The following is a 22,487-nucleotide window of genomic DNA, read 5'->3' as shown; positions in this document are numbered from 1 at the left end:
TTTCTTTTTTATCTGACCAGTTCTTTTAAAAGGGCAACAATTTAACTACGGTAATCAAGTACAAGTTTCTAATTTAAGGAATTTAAGAACTTATAACTCTATTGCAGTAAATATGCCAGATACCATTTCTATAGCAATTCCATGATATAACATCAAAGCCGAAATTCTTAAGTTAAGGGTAAGGGGTTTCGTTTTTTTGAATTCGTTCGAATATTTTAGTTTTATGTACTTTGATAGAATAGATACACATCAGCATATTCGTGCTTAATTTTATCGTTTAATGCGGCTTTAATAAATCATTTTTAGTTTATATATCCCATACTGATAGCAATTGAATTTTATTATTTATCCCCTTAGATTATTTCAAATGATTCTATTTTCTTTCCATTTGACTCTTTTGATATATTTCAAATTTCTTGATTACATGTTGTATAGGGGAGCCCTTCTTTTTTCCACGCAAGAAATCCCCCCTTTAAATTAACTACTTTCTTTATATCAGCTTTTTGTAAAATGCTAGCTGCTATAGCGGAACGTAACCCCGTTCGACATTGTAAAACTATTGGACAATTTTTCGGTACATCATCTAGCCGTTTAAGTAGATTACCTAAAGTGATATGTATTGCATCATGAAGATGTCCTTCATCCCACTCTTTTTTACTACGCACATCGATAACCTTTACACTTCCATCTTTTATTAACGGATATAATTCATTTGATGTTTTTTCCTTATAAATCTCTAAACTATGGAATCTTTGAATTACCTTTGAAGGTGCAAAAGCAATAATATTATCTAAGCCAATGGACTCAAAGTCTCTAATAACTTCCTCCACTTTAACATTTTCCGCATCTAAAATTATTAAAGTTTCTTTTTTATAATCTAATATCCCCCCACACCAAGTTGTGAAAGAATTGTTATAAGGTATGTTAATTGACTTCTCGATGTGGCCAGCAGCAAAACACTCTACATCCCTTATATCAACTATTTGCTGAACACCCCTCATCACTTCTTGAAGTTCTTCTATTATATGAATAGCAGTAATCTCTCTCTTCTTACGAGTTGGTGGACCATACTTATTTAAATGCTTCATTAATGGAAAATACTTTGGAGGCTCTGGCTGTCCCGTCAATAAATTCGATATAAAATTATCTTCATCATTACATTGAAACGCCCAATTAAACATCTTTTCATAACCTAATGTGGAAGTTGGAATTGCTCCTAATGCTTTTCCACATGCACTTCCTGCACCATGTGATGGCCATATTTGCAAATAATCGGGGAGTATTTTTATTTTTTGTATAGAATCAAATAATTGTTTCGCTCCTATTTTTGCGGTATCTTTAATACCAACAGCAATTTCTAATAAATCGGGTCTACCTATATCTCCTACAAATATAAAATCACCTGTGAATATTCCTATCGGTTTATCATTCGTATAATTATTTTGACTTGTATCGGTTACTAAAAAGGAAATACTTTCAGGCGTATGCCCTGGAGTATGAATGACATTGAATTTTATATGACCAACCTTAAACTCTGTTCCCTCTCTAACCAAATTGTATCGGCCCTCGTTAAGATTTTGATATTTCCAATTACTATCTCCTTCATCTGATACATATAAATTTGCATTAAAAAGAAGGGAAAGTTCTCTAGACCCAGATAGAAAATCTGCATGGATATGAGTCTCAGCCACAGCAATTATTTCCACTCCCTCTTTTTTAGCAAATTCTATATATTGTTCTATATAGCGGCTAGGATCAATAACAATTGCTACGCCTTCCTTCTGACAACCAACTAAATAGGAAGCATGAGCTAATTTTTCATCATAAAAATATTTTAAAAGCATAGCTATTCCCTCCAAATACTTATTTCAAATTACTTCTCGGTTGTTACAACAACTCTCTATCTTTCCTTATAGAATCCCTTTCAACATTAAATTCCAATACATATAGGGCAACATATACCTTTTAAGTAAAAACATACTATACCGTTCTTTCGCTTGATTAAATGGAAACGTTTCTTGAGGCTCATGTTCATAGTTAAATTCAGCGAGTATAAGACTTTTATATCCTGTAACAATCGGACAGGATGTATACCCATCATAATTAGCCTGCAAGTCTCTTCCATTAAGTGCGTCCAAAATATTTTGTTTTAAGACAGGTATTTGTTTTCGAATTGCCGCTCCAGTTTTAGATGTAGGTAAATTGGTACAATCTCCAAGTCCAAAAATATTCTTATATTTTACATGCTGCAAAGTATAAGGACTTATATCTACCCACCCCTGATGATCACTTATCTCACTTTCTTTAATAAAGTTAGGTGGTCCCATTGGTGGAACAACATGTATCATACTATATGGTACTGTTTCTCGTTTCAGTGTTTGTGTATCTTCAAAAATTGCTTCTCTCTTTTCAGCGATAATTTCTACTAAGTTTTTATTATAGTTCGTTATAATTTGCTTTCTTTCTAGTACTTGTTCTAATGTTTCAGCATAACGCGGTACCTGAAATATGTTAGCGTTCGCAGAATAAAACATTACTTCACTTCTGTTTTTCAAACCGCTATTATAAAAATACTCTTCTGCTAAATACATAATTTTTTGTGGGGCGCCACCACATTTAATAGGAGTATTGGGGTGGGTAAAAATCGCATTTCCTCCTTTGAATTTTTCAATTTCTCTCCAAGTAGAATCAACATATTTATAAGAATAATTGCTACAAACCCCATTAGTCCCAATAGACTCCTTTAAGCCTTTAATACCACCCCAATTTATTTGTATACCGGCTGCTACAATAAGAATCTCATATTCAAGTAGCATTCCATCATCTAAAAGTATCTTATTTTGATTTGGAAACAACTTAACAACACTTTTAGGAATCCACGTTGCTCCTTTTGGAATAAGTGATTCTTGATCACGCATCGTACATTCCTTTGAAACAATTCCAGCCCCAACTAAACTCCATAGTGGTTGGAAGTAATGTTTTTTAGATGAATCAATAATAGCTATACTTTCTTTCAATATGGATACATTTCGTAACAAATGTGCAGTAGAAGATAGTCCTGCAGTCCCAGCGCCAATCACAATAATTTTATAATTATCTCTGGTCTTCATTATCCTCTTCCTATCTGAATTTAATTTTTAAGTTAACTAAATATTAGCCTTATTTCATCGTAGTAACAATATTATAAGATAAAAATACTATCATTTCATCTTATCAAAATGAATATTCTGTCAACTTTATCCGTCGACATTACTATATGCGTAAATCCCTTATGTTACTTCTTTAATTTGTTTCAAACTCTACAAACTTTACATTTCTCAATATTAGCCTGTATCCTATCTCACTTTAGTGACATTACACTTCTATAGATAATGAAATTAAGTAAAATCGTATTAACTGGAACCTTGTTATTAGGAAGTATGACTAGCATTGAAATAATTTCACCAATAAAAGAAGTTAAAACCACAGATTCTGATCCTTTTAATGACGATTAAGGATTTAAAACCATTAATGAATTGGAGGAAGCTGAGAATAGTACATACCAATCCGACTGGAATATGGAATACCTCATAACAGGAGATACTTTCTACTTAACTCAACGTTTTGGTAGAGCGCATTTTGGTACCAAAATGAAGATTTTCAAGGTTCACCCTGACGGCACTTTACAACGCTTTATTACAATTGAACCAGAATTTATTACTATGCCTAAAGGATTAGAAATTTGGAGAACACCAATTACAAATGTATATACTAAAGGGACATATATTGCAGTAATTAAGTATAATAGAGAATTTACCTACTCAAATCATTTTCAAATTAATTAACTCTTTCCTACTCAGTAGCTAAAATTGATTAATTAGGTAGCTATGAAGAATTAAGATCTTAACCAGCTTCAATTGGATTTTAACTTTTTTAATATAAACACATTTTACTTTTAATAGAAGTAAGTTAACTATTATATCCACCTACTATTCGTATGCAATATTGCATACGAAGGGCCTTAAATATTTTGGTATACTATGCATGTGGATTTTTCATCCAAAATTCCACTCAAACGCATATTTATGTATATGCCGACCCTAATTGCTAAAAGTGAGAAGAATATTATTCATTCTTCTCACTTTTTTTATTTAAAATGTGTGCTTGTACTTAGGTCTTTAGATATTTTACATTTTGAATCTTAATACTAATCCACGTATGTGAATTTCTTTATAAAAATAAACTCCAAAATAGAATTAATCTTCCAAATTCCACCTATGGAGTCAGTTGTTTTCTAAAAAACATTCCAGCGTTTTTATCAATTGATTTTAGAATAGTTAAATAATAACACCATATACAAGCTCTGCATAAATTATTCATTTTCTCTTATATAATACCTACCTTTTTACTTCTGATAAATCATTAAACATTGAATTATATTTCACTTTTATATAAATAAAAGCCAAATAGCCGTTCATAATGAACGACTATTTAGCATCTTACTAATAATTTGAATGTTTTTCATGTTAATCTATTTTGTTTAATCCCGTAGAAGTAACTTGATAGGTTCTTTTTTTACCTATATATTCTTGTTTATTATTCTCAAGGTTAATAAGTGTAGCACGTGTCTTTTCCTTTACCGCTTCCCCTTCTATATGGGTAAACTCAATATAATCTCCCGCTTTTACGGGCACGGCTTGGCTTTCAGCAGTTTGTTGTCTATTTCCTACTATTTCCTTATTGTACACAACACTACCGGATGAATTCTGTACTTTAATACTTGCATACGTATTATTAAAGTAAGAATGTGGTACACCTGCTTCTAAATTCACCTGCATTTTCTCTGTAGCCCTATTATAATCTACTTTTGCGATTTCTCTATCACTATATCCCTTTAAAGACCAACCAAATTGATTTCCGTCTAAAACCGTTGCTTCTGGCATCTTTTCTACTTTCTTCAGACCTTCTTTTGTAACTTCGTACATTGCTTTTTTTCCAAAGCTCTCTTGTTTACTGTTGTCTACATTTGTGAAAGTAGCTCTATGCACACCTTCTAAATGTGTTAACTCAATATAATCTCCTACTTTAACTGGAACTTTTTGCAATTCAGCATTTTGTTGTTTGTTTCCATAAATGTCTTTATTGTATACTACTTTCCCTGATGCATTTTGCACTTTAATACTCGCATATGTTTCATTAAAATAATGATGCGGTACGCCTGTTTTTAAGTCAACTTGCATTTCTTCTGTCGACTTATTGAAATTGATTTTAGCAAACTCGAAATCACTAATTCCTTTTAGTGACCATGCAAATTGATTTCCGTCTAAAATTGTTGCTTCTGGCATTTTTTCTACTTTCTTCAAGCCTTCTTTTGTGACTTCATACATTGCTTTTTTTCCAAAGCTTTCTTGTTTACTGTTGTCTACATTTGTGAAAGTAGCTCTATGCACACCTTCTAGATGTGTTAACTCAATATAATCTCCTACTTTAACTGGAACTTTTTGCGTTTCAGCATTTTGTTGCTTGTTTCCATAAATGTCTTTATTGTATACTACTTTTCCTGATGCATTTTGTACTTTAATACTCGCGTATGTTTCATTAAAATAGTGATGTGGTATGCCTGCCTTTAAATCAACTTGCACTTCTTCTGTCGACTTATTGAGATTGATTTTAGCAAACTCGAAATCGCTAATTCCTTTTAGTGACCATGCAAACTGCTTTCCTTCTAAAATATTAGAAGAGTTTGGTATATCTGGATTAAAACCTAAGTTATCTAATATAGATTTTAGATTAGGTAAAACACCTATTCTATCATTCCATGGATCTTGAGATTTTGTTCCTGTATTTGGATTACTTAAGATATTTCTTAATTCGGCTGGTGTATAAGGAGAACCTCGGTGTTCTTTAGCAATACCTTGAATCGAAGTTGCTGCCCCAGCAATAATTGGTGAAGCACTTGATGTTCCACTAAATGTTGGTGTATATAAATTTGTAGTATTTTGACTCGGATTTGCAGATGTTGTATCAACATTTTCTCCCCATCCATATACATCTAATCGGCTTCCATAATTTGAAAACCATAAACGTTTGTGTGGAACAGTTGATGATCCCGCCCCAACCATAATAGCACCTGAATCCTTAAAGTCTGGACTATTTCGATTTAAGATTTTTTTCCATTACGATCTTTAAAATTATCTAAGTCGTTTGAACCATTTGCGCCAGCTTCTATAATAATGATGCCTTTATCTGTACCAACACGAATCGCATCAAAAATATCTGGATGTACTTCTACAGGTAAATATTTCTCCCCATACCCATCATACGAAGCTTGTGCCTCTAATAAAAGAATATCCCCTGCTTGTAAATTATGTACAGCACTTAAAATGGCATCCGCTGTATTATAAATTCCATTATCCCTGATTTGGGATATTACTTTTACATTTGCTCTTGGTGCAATTCCAATATTTCCAATTTGATTATCTTCGGATGAAACAATTCCTAATACAGAAGTACCATGAGCTCTATGCTGACTTATATTCTGTCCAGACATTAGCTTTATATTTTTATTGACTAAATCCTCATGGTTCAATAACCATCCATATTCCATATCCACAAAAGTAGTACCCTTTCCGTCACCACCTTTAATGCTCCAAGCATGCGAGGCATTAATTCCCTTTGGTGCCGCTTCAAGATATCCTTGATTTTTAAATCTAGGATCATCGTACGGATTAACAGATAAATCTGGTAACTGTTGTATTTCAGGGGGTGTCAAAATTTGCTTTTCTGGTATATAAGCTTCCTCTACAAGAGGTGATGTTTCAAATTTTTTCAGTAATAATTCTATTTCTATGTTATTAGGAGCTTGTACAATATAATAATTTAATAAATTGTTAGCTGATTGATTAGTAAATGATTTAGAGTGTAATGATAGTTTTTCAATCTCTATCGGATTTACAGATGAGAACAGGCGATTCAAAGTAAGTTCCGTATTTTCGGAAAATAACTTCTTTAAATTGTTATCATAATTCCCATTTTTTATTCGTTTCTCAATACCATCTTCATAAGGTAAGTCAATTTCATTTTTAAACTTTACAATTAATTGTTCTTCCTGTGAATCTGTTTCTTTGTATGTGACATTATAAGATTCCGCGTAAACTTTATTATGAATTCTATCATTTTGTAGTATTAGATCTGTTCCTACAAATGTTGTCATTGCAATTGATGCAATTAGAAAACCTTTAAATATGTTCATACTATACCCGCCAATCTATTTTCTCTTGAGCATTTTTTAATGCGTATAATAGTTAAGATTTTTATATATTATATAAATCAATAATTTAAGTTTTGTAGTGAAATCTATGACTTTATTAATAATCCCATAGAGGTAACCTGATATATCCTTTTATTTCCTATATATTCCTGTTTACTATTCTCAAGATTAGTAAGTGTGGCACGTGTCTTTTCCTTTTGTGCTTCTCCCTCTGTATGAGTAAACTCAATATAATCTCCTACTTTGACTGTAACAGTTTGGCTCTCAGCAGCTTGTTGTCTATTTCCTACAATTGCTTTATTGTACAAAATATTGCCCGATGAGTTTTGAACTTTAATGCTTGCATACGTACTAGTAAAATAGGAATGGGGTACCCCCGCTTCTAATTTAATCTGCATTTTTTCTGTTGCTTTGTTATACTCTACTTTTGCGATTTCTCGATCATTATATCCCTTTAACGACCATGCAAATTGATTTCCATCTAATACTGTTGTTTCTGGCATTTTCTCTACTTTCTTCAGGCCTTCTTTTGTAACTTGATACCTTGCTGTCTTTCCAATGGTTTCATTTTTGTTATTTTCAAGGTTAGTTAAAGTTGCTCGCGTTTTCTCCTTTGTTGCTTCTCCTTCTATATGGGTAAATTCAATGTAATCCCCTACCTTGACTGGCACAGTTTGGCTTTCAGCATTTTGTTGTTTATTTCCCACGATTTCCTTATTGTACAGAACATTTCCAGAAGAATTCTGGACCTTAATACTCGCATACGTACTAGCAAAGTAGGAATGTGGTACACCTGCTTCTAGTTTTATCTTCATCTCTTCTGCCGTTTTATCGTAATCTACTTTTGCAATTTCTCTATCACTATATCCTTTTAATGACCATGCAAATTGATTTCCATCTAAGATTGTTGCTTCTGGCATTTTTTCTACTTTCTTCAGACCTTCTTTTGTAACTTCGTATATGGCTTTTTTTCCAAAACTCTCTTGCTTACTATTATCGACATTTGTAAAAGTAGCTCTATGCACACCTTCTAAATGTGTTAACTCGATATAATCTCCTACTTTGACTGGTACCTTTTGTGATTCAGCATTTTGCTGTTTGTTTCCATAAATCTCTTTGTTATAGATCACTTTACCTGATGTATTTTGCACTTTAATACTTGCATATGTACTATCAAAGTAGTCATGTGGTACACCTGCTTTTAAATCAATTTGCATTTCTTCTGTTGATTTATTTAAATTTACTTTCGCAAATTCAAAATCTCCAATCCCTTTCAGCGACCATGCAAATTCTTTACCTTCAAAAATGTTTGGAGATTCATTTTTGATTTGTACCTTTTTCTCAACAGTTTGATCAAATAAATCCGTTAATACAATTTTTGCATAAGCATTTGTTGATAATGATATAGATTGACTGATTCCATTTTGATAAGATTTAATATCATCAATTACGTTAATAGGTTGGCCCGTCATATTTTCATTGTTATAGATTTCAATTTTCCCCTTAAATTGCGGTGTACTATTTTCTTTTAGTTTCCAAGATACATTTAATTTTTCATTTTCATAATATATAGATTGGATATCAAAATCTAGTTTTCCTATTTCAGGTTGAGTAGGTTGATTTAGCGTGAATATTTTTCCTGATCCAATGGTAGACTGCGTATTACCTCCTGCTTTGACCCATACATATTCTGAAGTGGCTCCTCCATCATATTGATAAGTATTATCATGTGTCCCTGAAATATTTTGATTATTCCAAGAACTCCATTGTTTATCTACTAACTTTCGGCTATAACCATTTTTCAGGCGCGCTTCTCGAACATTCTGTCCACTATCAGCCCAGTCTTCTTGAAACATTCCTAATCCATGATTAAAAGCAACATTAGCAACAGGAAAATCCATAATTGCAATTTGATTCCATTTATTATTTGTTATATCTTTCAGCCATTGTCCAAATTTAGTATGACCATTTTCTTGCCATGAACGCATTGTCATTCTGTACCAATTGTAGTCTTTCCAACCATAAGTTGTTTGAACCTTCATTCCTGTTCCTTCTCCTCCAAAGGGCCCAGCTTGCGAATTCGGAGATAAGTATTCGGCCTTTATTGCTTCTTTAGAGGAAATTGGATCCCATAAAGCAAAATGTAAAGTACGTTTTCCATTTTCATCAAATCCACTTTGTTGTTGAAAACCAGCATATCCTCCAGCTTCACCACCTGCATTCCAGTTGTGTACAGCCCAGTACGTATAAGGTGGAGTCTGAACTGGTGACCAGTCTATACTAATAATATCTGAGGCAGGTATATTCTGGGGACTGACATAAACTGCTGGAGCAGCTGAATGTGTTGCAGCTTTAGTGTGCGAAATAGACGTTCCAAACATAGAAAACATGCTACATGCTGCGGTAATGATAATAACTTTATTGAACCTTTTCTTTGTTTTCTGACTCATCACTAATCTACTTCCTTTTCTTATTTTTATTTTTGAATACTAACTTAATAGAGAAATCTATCAAAATTCAAGCAACATCCAGTAATTCTTTAAAACACTGCCCCCATTTATGTTGTTCTATCTTCACATCTAATTCTTACATATTACTTGATTGTAAGTGGTTTCCATAACGATAAAGCAAATATCCAATTCGGGTCACCATTTCCTTGATGATTTTGAATAGCTTCATACACTTTCCCTTGATGTTCTACTTTATCTCCCTTTGTATACGCCTTCTTTGGATCCCATTTCTCATAAGATGTATTTTGATCTTTTGTTTTTACCGGAAGAATGTTACTTTGAATTGATGTATTTCCAGCTGCATCTACAGCCTTCACTGCATATTTATATTCCTTATTAACTGTTAAGTTTTGATCAGTATACGTCGTTCCTTGTACTGTTTGAATCAATTGTCCATCGCGTAATACCTGATATTCTTTTACACTTACATTATCTGTAGAAGCATTCCATTTTAGCTCTACACTGTTAGAAGTAAGGTTGCTTGCATATAATTCTTGTGGCTGTGTCGGAGCCTCTGTATCTGGTTTCGGATTAACAATTTGATTTACTGTTTTCAGGCCATCCTTTGTAACTTCGTATATGGCTTTTTTTCCAAAGCTCTCTTGTTTACTGTTGTCTACATTTGTGAAAATAGCTCTATGCACACCTTCTAGATGTGTTAACTCAATATAATCTCCTACTTTGACTGGAACTTTTTGCAGTTCAGCATTTTGTTGTTTGTTTCCATAAATGTCTTTCTTATATACTACTTTTCCTGATGCATTTTGTACTTTAATACTCGCATATGTTTCATTAAAATAATGGTGCGGTATGCCTTCTTTTAAGTCGATTTGCATTTCTTCTGTCGACTTATTGAAATTGATTTTAGCAAATTCGAAATCACTAATTCCTTTTAGTGACCATGCAAACTGTTTTCCTTCTAAAATATTATTTCCATTAGGCTTATCTGGTTTAATTGGGTTAGAATCCGTACCTTTCCAAATCTCTGCTGTCAAAATTGGATATCCTAATGCATTCACTTTTTGAATGGTATCGTTATTTGGACGTAATCCCCACTTCTCAAAGAAAGGAATCAAATTTTGTTTGGCTACTTTTGATGCTGAAATCATAAATAATTGTTTTTTATTTTCATCAGTTTGTGGAAGTTCATTTGAAGGCATGTCTCTATACATTTGATGCAATTTAGGATAGAAATCCTCTCCATATGCTAACTGTAGTTGCCAAAGCATAACAAGCTTAACAAAAGCATCACTAATTTCATCATAATTTTTATTAGATTGTTCTAAGTATTGAAACGCCTTAGTATAAGCACCCTCTTGTTGCAATCTAAAAGGTTGATTAGATGTAAATGCTTTTTCTACTGCAAGGCTGTATATATTATTTTGTACTTCTGTCATTTCATAAAATTTCCAAGGTGATTGCTGTCTCAAATGCCCTGCCTCATGCCAGGGACCCCAGCCATCTTTTATAAATTTATTAATATCTAACACGTATTGGATTGCATCTCCTACATAAGCAGTTCGATAAGGATATGCATACATATAATAATCGGGAGAATGATTTTCTTCTACCTAATGAACATAATGTTTATCTACTTGTTCTTCAGATAATCCAGCTACTTTGTCTTGAATTCGAGTAGCTTCATCCATCTTTTTTAAGAGTTGTACAGGATCTGTATTAGAACCTAACAAATATTTCTTAACACGTGCAGGGCTAGCCGTAATTAATACACGTTCTCCTTTTAACTCCACTGCATGTGCATTTGGATATTGGTCCAGCATGTTTATTAAATCTTGTTTCGTATGCTTCCCTAGTTCAAAGAAAGGAGTAGTCGTTCCACCTGTTGTGACTGTTGTTCGAATGGTACCACCTTGTTGTTGATTATAAAAATAAATCATCCCCCCATTTGGAGATTGGATTGTGTTTATACCAGGTTTTAATGTAAATGATTTTATTTTAGAATCTTCTCTCCAAGAAGCATCATACGAATACGTTCCAATGTATGCTTGAATATTTTGATTTCCTTCTACATTAATCGTTATTTGTTCATTTGGCTTTGCATATAAACCAGTTGGTTCATATGGACTAAATGCCATACTTTTTCTTTCCTGTTGTTTCAGTACCTCAACATCCCCTTTTCCTGGGACTGTATATGTTCTGTTTTCTGATTTAACTGACTTTCCCTCTTGCAGTGATGTCGATATTTTTTTTTGCTGCTTTGTTTCCTCTGCAATGATATCTGTTGTAGAAATCATTGCAGTTGCAAGCATAGTTACTGTAGCGGTGGCTGCAAGTATTTTTCTAGTTTTATATTTTGAGTTATTCCCCATATTATCTCCCTCATTTTCCCTTAGTACATGTAAGGACTATTATTTTATTTATCATGTTTTTACCTCAAAAACTATTTACGCTATTTATGTTGTATCTAATACTCTATTTTTTCTCATAATAGTCTCCTTTTCTTTATTTCTAATTGTTTATAAATGTTATTTGATGACACATAAAATAACAACTTTACAATAAACTCATCAATAACAACCTATTATGTTTTGATTTAGTATTCTTAACTTCCATCTAATTGTATAAAAGTATTCAATTAGGAAAATAAGAATATAAAGCTCACTAATCGTAGATTAGGTTTCACGGAAAAATTCATAAAAATCATTCACCTTAAAAATTCAAACTTGTATAACTACTTTCTACATATAGGATGGAATTATAAAAATATTTCAATAAAACAAAAGACAGAGGCCTGATTATACCTCCGTCTTTTCAATTTATAAAGAACAAAAAATCATTTTATAACTGTATAAATGCCCTTGCAACAAATACCGTATTCCGCTATTTTTTTGAAGAAACAGGATCCATTTTTAATGTTTTTATCCCTTCTTTTAATGTAAACGCATCCGCTCTCAATGTTTTCCAACTATCTTTCGCTGCATTCAAATTAGGTTTTAGGAATTTGAATTTATTTTGATCCGCTTTTTGGGATGCTTTATCAATATGACTAAGCACTCCCGAATATTGAGAATCTAAATCATGCCATTGTGCAGACATATAGGTAAGTGCATTAATAGCTGATCCAATCGCATTGTGCATTTCATTAATATTATTATACGCAACACCAACTACACGATTTAATGTTACTTTATAATCTATAGTCTGACGTAATTGTGCTAACATTGGCTCTAACGTACCTAAATTATTTCTTGCTACCCCTATCATTACACCACCAGCAATCCACGTAGGAATTGAGGGAATTGATACAGTTATTATTCCATCTGATTCTACTTGTTTAAAATGTCTTACTTGCTCTAAAACTTCATTTAGGCGCTTTTCATCTTCATCAATTCCAGATGCTTGGTTTTTCAGAATCGAATGCAAAATATCTTTATGACCTCCAAATGCCCTGACATCTTCTCCAATACTATCCCTTAACTTAGCTAGTTCTTGTATTAAATTCTGTGTATATGCTTGATTTTGTTTAATCTCACCTTGTAAATCTGTAATGCCTTCTTTTAATGTGTCTGCATCCCCTTCATTAATCGCTTCTACTAATGTGTCATAATAATTGTCGAATTTAGTATCATACTCTACAATCCCCGTCAGTGTATCTAAAAGTTGTTTTTTTATGTGTGAATCCCATTTCGTAGCATGCTCTCTTGCATTCTTTTGATCTTGTAGAATTTGACTAGGTAGATTTGTATATCCTTTAATGTCAATTCCTTCAAAGTTAACATCTGGGTTTTTAATTAACAAATAAGAGTAATCATTCATAGATTTTGCAAATACCCCAGCATCTTGCAAAGCTTTTTTCATCTTTTCGCTGTTTACAGAAAGAGATATATCTTCGGTACTAGTTTGTTCCATTTTACTTTCACTTGCGAAGGCTGCCACTGGAGAAACTACAGTAGTTGTTGTCAGAGTTAAAAACGTCGATACAGCAAGTAGTTTATAAGGAAAATTTTTATTCATTTCAATTCCTCCTATACGTATATATAAATTTTCAGTTTGTTTTTTCTTGTTTAAAAGCAATGTCTTTTGAAATGAATTCTGCATCCTTATGAATATCATTCCAACTTTGTTTAGCAGCCTTTAAATCGTCAGGTATTAACGAAAGTTTATGTTCTTGCATTTGATCGATATTATCATATAAATCTTTATAATTTGCTCCCATTGTATTCCATTGTTGCTGAATACTTGTTAGAGATATTATTGCTTGATCAACTGTTTGATACAAATATGTTAAAGTGTCTTTTGTATTAGTAAGTGAAATAACTGCTTGGTTAGCTAGATCAGCTTTCATACTTAATTCTCCGATTTTATTCGAAATTTCATTATAGGAGTTCATATGATTAGATGCCTCAACACCAGCGGCTGTTCCTAAACCGATACCCGCGGCTCCTAGAGCTGTAAGGCCACCAACAACAGCTGGTGTCGCTGTGCCACCGGTCACAACAATTACTACCGCTCCTGCAATCGTTCCAATAACTAAAATAGCTGCTCCTAATCCACCACCAATTGACCATGCTAATACATTATCAAAATGTGCTTTCTGCGTAGAACGTAAATTCTCAATTTCGGCCTGAAGTTGTGGGACTAGTGCTTGTTTTCCCGCTAATATAGCCGTTAATCCCCCTTGTCCATCTGGACCTCCAACATTATTTTTAAAATCTACAGTATTTGTATACAACTTTGTTTTGAAAGCTTCTAACATCTTAATAACTTCTGTAACTTCATTTGAATTTGTATGAATTGTACCGATTAAATCCCCTATTCCTTCTTTGAGGCCTGCCTTATCTTTCTTTTTTACAGTATCTACTAGTGTGTCGTAATAATTTTGAAATTGTTCATCATAATTTACAATATTACGTGCTGTCTTTTGAATGTTTGGCTTCGCTGTATCTAGCCAGTAATTTGCATTGATTCGTGACAGTTCCTGATTCAGGTGAATGTTTTTGATTAATTCTCCCCCTCCTGAACCTAAATCAATGTTGGATAAATTTACATTCGGTTGCTTAATCATTGTTTTTGCGTACAAATCCATTACAAGAATATGAGAGCCTGTTTCAGCCAACACTTTCTTTAACCCTTCAGGTCCTAACGCATAATTTTCTATTTTCTGTTCTTGTGCTGTCTGTTCTTGTGCAAGTGCGTGAATAGTACTACCATTCGTAGCAGTTATAACCGTTGCTAAAGTGGCCAAAGTTATGACCTTAAATGGAAATTTCATTATTTGATTCTCCTCCTTATTTTCAATTGAGTTATTATCTTTTTATTAAACCTAAATTCTTAATATTAAAATTTATTAACCTGTTCTTCGAGTTGATTTATTACATTTTTTAGTCGTCTTAATGTATCTTTTTGAGACTGAGTGTTATTCGTATCAACTTCAGTCGATAATTTTGTAATACTATTATTTATTAGATTCAAATCCTCTTTATAACGTTTCATTAGCTCAATTTCTCCATCTACTTGATTAGCAAATGTATGCAAATCATTTTGCATGAAAAGAATCATTGATTTTTGTAAATCTGCTACTGTTAATTTAGTTGTTAAGTCATATAATTTTTGATTTTGTTTCTCTAAATCATTTAAATATGCTCTTTGCTCTGCTGTTAGTTTATTAATTTCGGCAAAGGTACTATACGTTTTTTTTATTTTTTCAGGATCAATCACTTTCATAAGATCATACTCTTTCGTTTTTGTAACTGCAGCTGCAGCAATTTCACCTTTTTTACTTTTCTCGATCGCTTCACGTGCTTCTTTTTTGGCAGCTTCAATTTCTATAGCTGATTTTCCCTTTTCATTTGCTTCTTGCTCTGCTTTCTTCTCTGCTTCTACAATAGCATTATTTATTTCTTTTCCTTTGTTATACGCCACTACTGCTGTTTGAGCAGCCGGTTCAATGATATCTTTTGATAGACTATAAATTTCTTGGAATACCTTTAGCCCTTGTTCATTTAAAGCTCCTGGTAATAATGCTATTTGCTGTAAATCATTTTGAATTGATTTTTTTGTATTTAGCATTTCATTTTTTAACTTATCTATTTTTCCTGTTCCCTCTGAACTAAGTAGACTCTGTGCTTTTACCACATCAGTATCAAGGTTTTTCAGTTTCTTATCTACCTGTAGTTTAAGATCTGTTAACTCATTAATCTGACGTTGCACGTTTTCTTGGTTTGTTATAGTCATATCTTGAAGAACTTCCAGTCTATCTAAAAAACCTTCTTTATCCTCCTTATTATCTACAAATCCTTTTAATGTTGGATAATAGCTATTAAATTTGGTTACAAATCCTTTACTTTTTGAATTTAGTAGAATTAATTTTGGATATAGTTCCGATGACCACTCTTTCATATCTTGTTTAATTAGAAATTGATTTGTATTTAAAGATGGAACTTCTTCAATTTGTACATCCGGACTTGCTAAGGCTCCATCTATAAAGGTTTGTGTTAATTTGGAGTGTGCACCTATTTTTCTTAATGCTGAGGAAATATCTATATTATCTTGTTTCGTTTCCGCCTGAACGATTGGCGTTGCGAGAGTATTGATAGGAATAGTCGCTCCAGTAACAATTGATGTTATTAAAAATCCTGTCATAATTTTATTCTTCATTCCGTACACCTCTTCACTATTGTTTTTTACAGTTTTAATCGTAAATGTTGTACAACCTAACGTTAGGATTTCATCACACACACTTGAGGATAGAAATTTTTTCGAGTAATCGTATCTCGTTTTTTATTTATTTTTGATAGAATATAAGGACCTTACTTCCCCCTCATTTTAAACACTATGTTTTTCATAAGTAAACCTGAAAATCATAGTGTTTAAATTTGATTTTTCAGATATTTATTATTCAAATTTAAAAATATTATATTTAAAAAAGTTTAATACAAATTTCATTTCATAAAGTGAAATAATTATACTATGATAATTTAACATAAAAATTCTTTGATTCCCTTAAATCTAAATGAATCCCCTTACCTAAAAATGATTTCAATATAATTTAATAGTGATTAGCACATATGTGTCTTTTATATGGATATGTAAAATTACATATCCATATAGGAGTATTTAGCTTAACTACTCCAAAATATTATTATCGTATACATAATAATATTATTGCTATGAACACCACATGAGAAAATTTCCCTCATGCACTTTAGGGGATAAATTGTCCATGAAATAATAATTTTCGCTTATATACTTACTATTCATTATAGGAATACAAAAAAGCGATTCTTTTCATATTAAAAAGAATCACTTTCCAAGTTCATATTTTATTACATAAAGAATTGAGAGATTATCACTTAAGAGTCTTAACTATAACTTCAGTTGCCTCTGCAATGAGTTGATTATCATAAGTAGCTTCTTTCTCATCTTTACTAGATAAAATTACGATAATAATTGGTGCTCTATTTGGCGGGCAAACGATAGCAATATCATTTCTTGTCCCATAACTTCCAGCACCTGATTTATCTGCAACTATCCAGTCAGTTGGTACGCCTGCACGAATAAGTTTGTCTCCTGTAGCATTTCCTGTCATCCACCCTGTAAGAATGTTACGTTTATGAACCGGAAGTGCATTTCCGACCGTAAAAGCTTTCAGATTCGTAGCAATTGCTTTCGCTGTACTAGTGTCACGAATGTCTCCTGGAATAGCCTCATTTAATTCTGTTTCAAAGCGATCAGACATAGTAACCCGATCCCCCATCTTTCTAAGCGCTTTTTCATATCCTTTTGGTCCGCCTATTTTGTTAAATAAAATGTTCCCTGCAGTATTATCACTGTAACGAACAGCAGCCTCAGCAATTTCTCCTAGTGTCATTCCAGTATCTACATGTTTCTCGGTAACAGGTGAATAATCCACTAAGTCTTCTTTCGTATAAGTAATAATTTCATTTAATTTCTCAGTAGAGTTTTGCTGTAGTAACACTCCTGCCGCTAACGCCTTGTAGGTTGATGCAAAAGCAAATCTTTCGTTAGGTCGATAAGAGATTGTTTGATTTGTACCAGTATCAATAGCATATACACCTAATCGTGCATCGAATTTTTTCTCAAGTTGAGAGAAGTCTTTATACATCGCATGATTTGGTCCTGTCTTTTCTTTCGCCTCAACTTGCAATGCCCCTCCTTTAAAAACTTCTAAGCTTGTAAGACTTAAACCTAATATACCAACGCATATACCTATTTTTAGCATTTTCTTGTTTTTCAAAACAATCATTCCTTTCCAATTCTTAATACCTTTTTATACGTACACATAATAGACAATCACCGAAACAAATTTGTTCCATAAACTTTATAACTAGTATCAGCGCTATTAACAAAATAAGTGATAGCAACTATAATCGCCACTATCGCTTATTTCACATCTCATCTTTTTACTTATTAATGCCTTTATATAAACATGGGCTCTTCCCCTGAGAAAAGTTTACAAATTTTACTGGTTTTGATTCGAAACATCTATACCAGCAACTTCACCATTTATACGCTGCTTTTTCAAATCAAAGTATACATCTAAAACTTCTTTTCCAATTATAGAATTAATTCCACTTTTATCGTTATGAAGCCATGGAACTACTACTGAGAACGCTACTTCTGGATTATCATATGGAGCATATCCAACTAACGTTAAGTTGTAGCATTCCATACGTTCTCCTTTTGCATTTCTACCAATTGGATCATCTCCACCATATACAGTTTGAGCTGTCCCTGTCTTTCCTGCTGGTTTATATGGCGCGTTTTTGAAATACTTCACGCCAGTTCCATCACCTTCTTGGAATACCCATCTAAACCCTTCTTTTATCCGATCAATATGTTCTGTCTTCATATCAACTCGATTTAATACAACAGGCTCTATAGAGCGTATAACTTTGCCAACCTCTTCTTCTTTTATTGATTGTTCTCGTATTTCTTGTACAATTTGAGGTTGCATTCTATACCCACCATTCGCAATCGTTGAAATATATTGCGCTAATTGCAACGGCGTATACGTATCATACTGGCCAATAGAAAAGTCTAGTAAAAAACCAGGTTGACTATCTACTTTTCTCGTTTGTCCAATTATTTCATTCGGTAAATCAATACCTGTTGGAACACCTAAACCAAATTGCTTGAAATAATAGCGCATCGTATCAAATGCTCCTTGTTTAATATCCAATGTGCCATTTGGTACGTAATTAACTCCCGCAATTTTTAAAGCTGTCTGGAACATGTATACATTCGAAGATACTTGTAAAGCTCGTAAATCATTAATATTACCAAATCCGGATACATTCCACGATTTCTTAGCTTGTGTACCTTTAAATTTCATCGGTGCGTCATAGAATTGATCTCCTGGATGTATTGCCCCTGTCTCATATCCAGTTAATAAAGTAGCACCTTTTACAGCTGACCCTAGTTCATAGGAAGTTGTCATGTTACCTAATGCCAAATCCTCGATCTCTATTTTCCCTTCTTTTTCTACAATCTTTTTGCCTGCCATAGATAAAATCTGTCCGTTATTTGGATTCGTCATGACGACAAAAGCTCGATCGAGCAGCGGCTCTGAACTCTTAAAAGCTCTCAAATTTTTCTCTATACTTTCTTCCACTTTCTTTTGTAATTCCATATCAATCGTTAATGTTAAACTATTACCACTTTTTCCTTTAGAGACTATTTCTGTATTTATAATGTTTCCTGATTTATCAGTAATATTTTTCACTTCTTCTTTTGTACCGTGTAATACATCTTCATATCGTTGTTCAATATAACTTTTTCCGACACGATCATTACGGTTATATCCACGTACCAAATAAGAATCTAAATTTTCTTTCGGTAGTCCTTCTTCACTACTCGTAATATTTCCTAATACAGAACGAAATAAATTACCATTTACATAATTACGTTCCCAATCAACAGTTGCATCTACTCCTGGAAAATTCGCAAGGTTTTCACTTATTCGCGCATACTCTTCATCTGTTACATCTTTTTTAATAATTTGTGGTGTAAGTTGATAACCTGAACTCATTTTACTTTTAATAGCTAGCACATTTAAATCTTGTACTGTTAATTCTGCCAATTCTATTTCTGTAACGCGACTTCGTCTTAAGTCTTCTATTTTTTTATCTAACTCTTTTCCCTCTATACCCTTATCTTTTAATTTTTCTATATCTTTTTTAGTAATCATTGTTTCCGCACGTTTCGTATTCAACTGCATCCAAAAATCTTTTTTATCGATATCTGTTAATTTATTTATATCTTGTTCGGGAATTTCAAGTACTTTTTCTAAGTCTTTTGCTGTTTTTAAAATATCTTCACTAGTAATTCCCTTTACCCTTGTATACGTAATTGTACGAAGAGATTTATTATTAACAACTGTTTTCCCTTCTCGATCTAGTATTTGTCCACGTGGAACTGGAATGCTAGTTGTTGCATTTTGACTATTTTCCACTTGATTCTTATAAGCCTCTCCCTCAACGATTTGTACTTTTCCTAACTGCATAATAATAGCCGAGAATAGCAAAAATATGCAAAGGAACATTATATTTAATCGAATAGATACATATGTCTTCTGCTTTTTTCCTTTTTGTTCTTTCATAAATCCTCCATTAAATCCCTTTTAGGAATTGCTACAAATACTAAGAGCATTCCTTATATATTAGATACCGATAATCGTTTATAAATATCGTCTCAATTTTTTGCCTACTCCTTGTAAGCATCCATTCCTTTTCGTTTAGCTACGTAATTAACACCTCTCCCTTCCTGTTTCTCTCTATTTTTTTCGCTTGCATTAGAAATGCTAAACTGTATAATGACTCTTATTAAACTTACATATAGACTTGCTAGTAAATTTTCATACTGATTGTTCCTTTCTTCATGCTGTAATACTTAATAGACAACCTAAATAATAAAGTTGTTCCACATTTACAAAAAAAAATATTAACTATAAGATGGAATAGGCTAAAAAGGGAGGGTTTTATGTTACATACAAAAATAAAAAAATGGAGATTTATAGCGGTTCTTTCTATTGTAGGTGTGATTTTAATAATTTTGCTAAAAAGCAATTTCGTTTCAATTACTACCGAGACTTCTTCAGCTGAAAGAGGAGAAATTCTTGATCAAAATGGTGTGATACTAGCTACAAATAAGAAAGTTAAGTCTTTATATTGCACTTATAATGATGAAAAGCTATCGAATCATGCTACATCAAGCACATTGGCTTTTTTCAATCAATTTTCAAACAAGTTTCAACATGATATTTCTACAGAGGACATAAAATCTCAATTACAACAATCTTGTAAAAAGAAGACTATGAATGATATACCGTTATACTCTGACATAACTGAAAATGAACTTGCATTCATAAACAAAAACAAACCCAATAATGTAATAATCAAAGATGAAGTGATTCGATATTATCCCAAACATGAAATTGGTTCACAAGTAATTGGGTATGTAGAAAATGCCCTTAATGTACCCGTTGGAAAAAGCGGGATTGAGCTACAATATGAAAATGATTTAAAAGGAAAACCCGGAAAAACTCTTATTTTTAAAATGAATAATAAAAGATTTTTATGGAACATTCAAAAAGTACAAAAAGGAAAAGATATACGGCTAGCTTTAGACTCTAAGTTACAGCAAAAAACAGAGGAAGCATTAAGATCTCAAATTAAGAAAATACCTGATGCTAATGCTGGTTACGCTGTAGTGAGCGATGTTAAAACTGGAGCTATTTTATCAATGGCCAACTCAGCAGTGTTTGATCCAAATACATTATATGAACAAGTATCATCTAAAAAAGAAAACATCAAATCACTTTCGCAAAATAAAGCAATTCAAAAATTAAAGTATGGTGAATCTTATGTAAATATGGCCTCTACTATAAAGCCACTTACTATTTTAATCGGATTAAACGAAAAGCTTTTTCAACCTGAAGATACTTATTTAGATAAAGGTACTTTTCAATATGATAATCAAACTAACATTACGAATGCACCTGGAACGCCAACAGGTGAGATTACACCGAGTCAAGCTATCATTAATTCTTCTAATACATTTATGACAGCAAAAGTAGCTCTACCATTATTCAACCAAAATAATGGGAACATAGAAAAGGTAGCAAATATATGGACAGATTATTTAAAGCAATTCGGTCTTCGCTCTAAAACGGGTATTGATTTACCCTTTGAAGAAGACGGACAATATGAATTTCATCCAACAATCAAGTTTGAAAATGGAGTCTCTGCTTTATTAAATGCCTCTTGGGGAGGAAACGAAGTGCATACCCCTCTTCAACTTGCTCAATATGCAGCGACTTTGGCAAGTAAAGGTGATAAATATAAGCCTCAAATCTTAAGTGCTATTATTGATCAGAACGGTAAGGACACAAAAAAGTTTAAACCGATATTAGAAAGTTCAAATCATTATCCTATGAAATTTTGGAGTGTCATGCAAGCTGGGATGAGTCAGAATATAGAGGAGATTAAAAACTTGCCCTTTCATGTCGCAGGTAAAACAGGTATAACAGGCTTTCCGAACGAGCAAGAAAAAATGATAAATCATTCTCTTTTCATTGCATATGCTCCTACCGAAGATCCACAAATTGCTATTTCTGTTGTAATTCCTGGTGGTAAGACAGAAAAAAACAGTGCCGCTCTCGTTACATCAGAAATTTTAGAATCGTGGAATTCACTTCAAAATGAAAATAAAGACAAAGAGGAAGGTTCACTAAAGTGAACCTTCCT

The 22,487-nt window shown here is 32.7% G+C and carries 11 protein-coding genes and 3 pseudogenes; 2 read left to right on the top strand and 12 right to left on the bottom strand.

Annotation, left to right across the window (positions count from 1 at the left end; translation table 11 throughout):
• Nucleotides 1-407: 407 nt before the first annotated feature.
• Both QCI41_RS02530 and QCI41_RS02525 read right to left on the bottom strand, forming a co-directional pair.
• Entirely contained in the window at nucleotides 408-1,844 is a 1,437-nt protein-coding gene (locus QCI41_RS02530) for an MBL fold metallo-hydrolase (RefSeq protein WP_353838457.1), read from the bottom strand.
• 66 nt (nucleotides 1,845-1,910) lie between these two features.
• Nucleotides 1,911-3,110: an NAD(P)/FAD-dependent oxidoreductase gene (locus QCI41_RS02525; protein ID WP_353838458.1), complete on the bottom strand. Its 1,200-nt coding sequence runs from the start codon at nucleotides 3,108-3,110 to the stop codon at nucleotides 1,911-1,913.
• 447 nt (nucleotides 3,111-3,557) lie between these two features.
• On the opposite strand from QCI41_RS02525, the gene QCI41_RS02520 reads away from it, so the two are divergent.
• Nucleotides 3,558-3,824: a DUF5065 family protein gene (locus tag QCI41_RS02520; protein ID WP_483299069.1), complete on the top strand. Its 267-nt coding sequence runs from the start codon at nucleotides 3,558-3,560 to the stop codon at nucleotides 3,822-3,824.
• 681 nt (nucleotides 3,825-4,505) lie between these two features.
• On the opposite strand, the pseudogene QCI41_RS02515 reads toward QCI41_RS02520, so the two are convergent.
• From QCI41_RS02515 to QCI41_RS02480, 10 genes and pseudogenes are all read right to left on the bottom strand, one after another.
• Nucleotides 4,506-7,231, bottom strand: a pseudogene (locus QCI41_RS02515) (putative mucin/carbohydrate-binding domain-containing protein).
• A gap of 104 nt (nucleotides 7,232-7,335) precedes the next feature.
• Nucleotides 7,336-9,702 (bottom strand): putative mucin/carbohydrate-binding domain-containing protein, encoded by a 2,367-nt coding sequence (locus QCI41_RS02510; RefSeq protein ID WP_353838460.1) that lies wholly within the window; start codon nucleotides 9,700-9,702, stop codon nucleotides 7,336-7,338.
• Nucleotides 9,703-9,842: 140 nt separating this feature from the next.
• Entirely contained in the window at nucleotides 9,843-10,031 is a 189-nt protein-coding gene (locus tag QCI41_RS30615) for a carbohydrate-binding protein (protein WP_483299550.1), read from the bottom strand.
• Between the two features lie 15 nt (nucleotides 10,032-10,046).
• Nucleotides 10,047-10,250 (bottom strand): annotated as a pseudogene (locus QCI41_RS30610) (fibronectin type III domain-containing protein); the annotation flags it as partial.
• Nucleotides 10,251-10,295: 45 nt separating this feature from the next.
• Nucleotides 10,296-12,089, bottom strand: a pseudogene (locus tag QCI41_RS02505) (M60 family metallopeptidase); the annotation flags it as partial.
• 511 nt (nucleotides 12,090-12,600) lie between these two features.
• Nucleotides 12,601-13,734, bottom strand: a complete 1,134-nt coding sequence (gene hblA, locus QCI41_RS02500; protein WP_353838461.1) for a hemolysin BL binding component B — start codon at nucleotides 13,732-13,734, stop codon at nucleotides 12,601-12,603.
• Between the two features lie 31 nt (nucleotides 13,735-13,765).
• Complete coding sequence (gene hblD / locus QCI41_RS02495) at nucleotides 13,766-14,995, bottom strand: hemolysin BL lytic component L1 (protein ID WP_353838884.1); 1,230 nt, start codon at nucleotides 14,993-14,995, stop codon at nucleotides 13,766-13,768.
• A 62-nt stretch (nucleotides 14,996-15,057) separates the two neighbouring features.
• Nucleotides 15,058-16,377 carry a hemolysin BL lytic component L2 gene (gene hblC, locus QCI41_RS02490; protein ID WP_353838462.1) on the bottom strand — a complete coding sequence of 440 codons (1,320 nt, stop codon included), beginning with the start codon at nucleotides 16,375-16,377 and terminating at the stop codon, nucleotides 15,058-15,060.
• A 691-nt stretch (nucleotides 16,378-17,068) separates the two neighbouring features.
• Nucleotides 17,069-17,986 carry a class A beta-lactamase Bla1 gene (gene bla, locus QCI41_RS02485; protein WP_353838463.1) on the bottom strand — a complete coding sequence of 306 codons (918 nt, stop codon included), beginning with the start codon at nucleotides 17,984-17,986 and terminating at the stop codon, nucleotides 17,069-17,071.
• A 216-nt stretch (nucleotides 17,987-18,202) separates the two neighbouring features.
• The gene (locus tag QCI41_RS02480; protein WP_353838465.1) at nucleotides 18,203-20,341 is read right to left on the bottom strand and encodes a peptidoglycan D,D-transpeptidase FtsI family protein; all 2,139 of its coding nucleotides are present in this window, start codon (nucleotides 20,339-20,341) and stop codon (nucleotides 18,203-18,205) included.
• 380 nt (nucleotides 20,342-20,721) lie between these two features.
• Between QCI41_RS02480 and QCI41_RS02475 the strand changes: the two genes are divergently transcribed.
• The gene (locus QCI41_RS02475; RefSeq protein ID WP_353838466.1) at nucleotides 20,722-22,479 is read left to right on the top strand and encodes a peptidoglycan D,D-transpeptidase FtsI family protein; all 1,758 of its coding nucleotides are present in this window, start codon (nucleotides 20,722-20,724) and stop codon (nucleotides 22,477-22,479) included.
• The last annotated feature ends 8 nt before the right edge of the window (nucleotides 22,480-22,487 follow it).

The organism is Bacillus cereus group sp. MG4, from assembly GCF_040460055.1.
GTDB lineage: Bacteria > Bacillota > Bacilli > Bacillales > Bacillaceae_G > Bacillus_A > Bacillus_A wiedmannii.
This window is presented reverse-complemented; position numbering and strand designations above follow the sequence as displayed.

Coding starts and splice junctions, on each gene's coding strand:
- QCI41_RS02530 (WP_353838457.1), bottom strand. CDS start 1,844: ATGCTTTTAAAATATTTTTATGATGAAAAATTAGCTCATGCTTCCTAT.
- QCI41_RS02525 (WP_353838458.1), bottom strand. CDS start 3,110: ATGAAGACCAGAGATAATTATAAAATTATTGTGATTGGCGCTGGGACT.
- QCI41_RS02520 (WP_483299069.1), top strand. CDS start 3,558: ATGGAATACCTCATAACAGGAGATACTTTCTACTTAACTCAACGTTTT.
- hblA (WP_353838461.1), bottom strand. CDS start 13,734: ATGAATAAAAATTTTCCTTATAAACTACTTGCTGTATCGACGTTTTTA.
- hblC (WP_353838462.1), bottom strand. CDS start 16,377: ATGAAGAATAAAATTATGACAGGATTTTTAATAACATCAATTGTTACT.
- bla (WP_353838463.1), bottom strand. CDS start 17,986: ATGATTGTTTTGAAAAACAAGAAAATGCTAAAAATAGGTATATGCGTT.
- QCI41_RS02480 (WP_353838465.1), bottom strand. CDS start 20,341: ATGAAAGAACAAAAAGGAAAAAAGCAGAAGACATATGTATCTATTCGA.
- QCI41_RS02475 (WP_353838466.1), top strand. CDS start 20,722: ATGTTACATACAAAAATAAAAAAATGGAGATTTATAGCGGTTCTTTCT.